Raw genomic sequence first — 301 nt, 5'->3', positions numbered from 1 at the left:
ACGCCCCCGTCTTCGACATCAGCGCCTTCGCGGCGGCGCCGGGAGGCGATTCGGACGACCTGTACAAGCAGGCGATCGAGGTGGTGCTGCGCGACCAGAAGGCCTCGACCAGCTACATCCAGCGCCCGCTGCAGATCGGCTACAACCGCGCCGCCTCGATCATGGAGCGGACGGAGATCGGGGGGATCGTCGGCCCGGCCAACCATGCCCGCAAGCGCGAGCTCCTCGTGAACGGCGGCACCCACGGAGCTGGCGTCGCCTACGACGACGACTGAAACCGGTCGTATCTTCGCCACAGGGC

At 68.4% G+C, this 301-nt stretch carries 1 protein-coding gene; it reads left to right on the top strand.

Annotation, left to right across the window (positions count from 1 at the left end; genetic code table 11):
- Positions 1–275 (top strand): DNA translocase FtsK (locus MKK52_RS12930; RefSeq protein ID WP_243954327.1); only part of this gene is annotated, 275 nt, incomplete at its 5' end.
- Positions 276–301: the final 26 nt, after the last annotated feature.

It is taken from the genome of Methylobacterium sp. J-067, assembly GCF_022829465.1.
GTDB lineage: Bacteria > Pseudomonadota > Alphaproteobacteria > Rhizobiales > Beijerinckiaceae > Methylobacterium > Methylobacterium litchii.
The sequence above is the reverse complement of the archived record's forward strand: the minus strand, read 5'-3'. Positions and strand labels throughout refer to the sequence as shown.